Source organism: Paracoccus sp. S4493 (assembly GCF_000967735.1).
GTDB classification, from domain to species: domain Bacteria; phylum Pseudomonadota; class Alphaproteobacteria; order Rhodobacterales; family Rhodobacteraceae; genus Paracoccus; species Paracoccus marcusii.
Window position 1 is genome coordinate 1 of the sequence record NZ_JXYF01000558.1, and the last position, 2307, is coordinate 2307.

At 51.4% G+C, this 2307-nt stretch carries 2 protein-coding genes; both read left to right on the plus strand.

What is annotated here, in order from left to right; all coding sequences use genetic code 11:
• The first annotated feature begins 696 nt into the window (after positions 1 to 696).
• Entirely contained in the window at positions 697 to 1422 is a 726-nt protein-coding gene (locus tag TW83_RS20320; protein ID WP_162198098.1) for a ParA family protein, read from the plus strand.
• Positions 1419 to 2105: a hypothetical protein gene (locus TW83_RS21050; protein WP_157001825.1), complete on the plus strand. Its 687-nt coding sequence runs from the start codon at positions 1419 to 1421 to the stop codon at positions 2103 to 2105. Before TW83_RS20320 ends, TW83_RS21050 begins: the two co-directional genes overlap by 4 nt.
• Positions 2106 to 2307 lie beyond the last annotated feature (202 nt).

Here is a 2307-nt window from a genome sequence, read left to right on the forward strand (position 1 = left end):
CGCAGATCGAAGGGCGCAGGGCATTTCAGGACAGGTTGCATGCAACCTTCAATGCCCCTGAGAGCGCCGGAGAGGGCCGTGGAAGCCGCAAAGCGCGTTCTCGGCTACCCGGATACCGCAAAGGCCTGATCGCGGGCCTGCGGCGCTAAAAATCGAGCCCGACCTTCGGATGCACCACCTCGCGCCCGCAGCTCTCTGCCCGGTCGCTCTAAAGCACATGGCTTGGCGGAAGGACCGGCCTTCCTCGGCATAGTGGTCATGCTGGTACCACTAGGTGCGATAGGTGCGTGGGTTTCAGTAGGCGCTTTGGTAGCATTAGGTGCATTGGGTGTATTGGGTGCATTAGGTGTTATGGGTCGATTAGGTGGAGTGGTACAACTAGACGTTATGGGTGCTATAGGTGATTTAGGTTAATTAGGTGGTTTAGGTGCGTTGGGTTCCTTAGGTGCGTTGGGTGCGTTGGTTATAAAATTCGCAAACATCCCAATAGTAGCTGTAGCTACGGTGGTGCCCGTGGGCATCATAGTCGCACTAGCATGGGTGGGTATGATGGTTGCACTAGTAGTACTGGGCACATCGGTCACAGTAGTATCTTAGGTAGCAAATTTCGCAACTTTCGCACTTGTCACAATGTCTCAGGCTGTCATAGCCTGGCAACAAGCAGACTTAGGGCTGAAAAATTCTAGTGAGGTTGGTATGAGCGACGGATTTGATGTGGTGTCGGTGATAAACGCTAAGGGTGGCGCAGGAAAAACGTCACTCACCAAAGTTCTTATCAGTGCGGCATTGGCATCCGGGCAGAAAGTTGTCGCCTTTGATTGTGACCCTACACAAAACTTAATGGGTTGGGTCGATAAAGCGAAAGAGGCCGGAAACTGGCCTTCGAACGCCGCAGCGTTCGAAGCGAGAACTGCCAAAGAGATTGTTGAAGCTCTTAATCAGCTTACAGATGAAGGTTTCGATGGTTTGGTTTTTGTGGATACCGCAGGATTTGGCGACAAAGCATCACTTTACATGGTCAATAACAGTGACTTCGTTATCCTTCCGATCATGCTTGGGTCTGACTCCGTTGGGACCACACTGGAAACAGCGACAGTTGTAACGCAGATGGTCGACCAGTTGGACGAGGGCAAAAAGGCAGTTGTTAGGGTGGTTCGGTGCAACATTCCTACGCTGTCCAACCGACGCAAAGGGCATAGCGAGAATTTTGACCGTCTAGGGCAACACCCTTTGTGCTTGAAAGCTTATATTAGCAACTCGCCAATTATCGAACTTTGGACAGATGAAGGACCTTTGCATTCACGTTTTAAGCGTGAGGAAAATACGGTTGAAGGAGCGAAGGCTCTGAACGCCAAAAATACGATGAAGGTTCTTCAAGAAGGTCTAGCTGTCATTAATGAACTGTTTGAGGAGGCGGAATGATGGCAAAAAGACGTTTCGAGATCGTTGAAACACCACTCCCTGAGTCCCGCATCCTGAACAAGTTCAAGGTCGGGAACGAAGATGATGAGGGCGTTCCTTCGGAAAAGAAGGCTGAGAAGGGGGGTCAGAAACCCTCTCAAGCGGATGTCTCTCAACCCGCAACTCATGACAGTAAGTCACTTGCGGCCCATCAGGTGCCTTCTGATAGTGCTGATACTGCTGGCCCTGACGATAGCAAAGCAGATCTTCTGAAGGTATCTCAGGGTGAGCAAGAGAGTGCCGCAAAACCTGAATCAACGGACAATGTTCAAGCTAGCGAAACATTCTCGGTAAATTTCAAGGTTGGCGTCCCTGCTTCGTCATCTTCGGAGTATCACGAACTCAAAAAAAGAAGTGGTGTTACTGAAGACTTTCTTATGAAGCGGCTGATTTCTGTTTCATTTAAGATCATGGGAACAATGGATGTAGCAAACATTGTGATCCCTGCAGAGGTTCCGGCGAGCCTAGAGCCTATCCAAAGAAAAAAACACTACGCTAGGAAGTCACAGATTGCGCGCTTTCGCGAAGTCCACGACCCTTTGGAAATCTATTCTATCGCTGATTGCTGCCGCCTTATGTATGTCGCTGCCTTCAAAGAGGCCGTTGCCGAGCTGTCTTCAAAACTGAATCGAGCCGCAAACTAGTTTGCCCATTTCGGGCATGTAATCTCGACCAGGTTGGATTTGTCCACCCGTGGCCCTTGAGGCCACGGGCTTGCAGACCGCGAGCGGAACGGCCCCCATAGAGCGAAGGGACGCGAGTGGGCTGTGGTCAAATCCATCCTGTAAAGCGGCACCTTTCCCCATGCACCCGCGGCGGCGCAGCCGCCGCCCAAAGCCGCCGCCA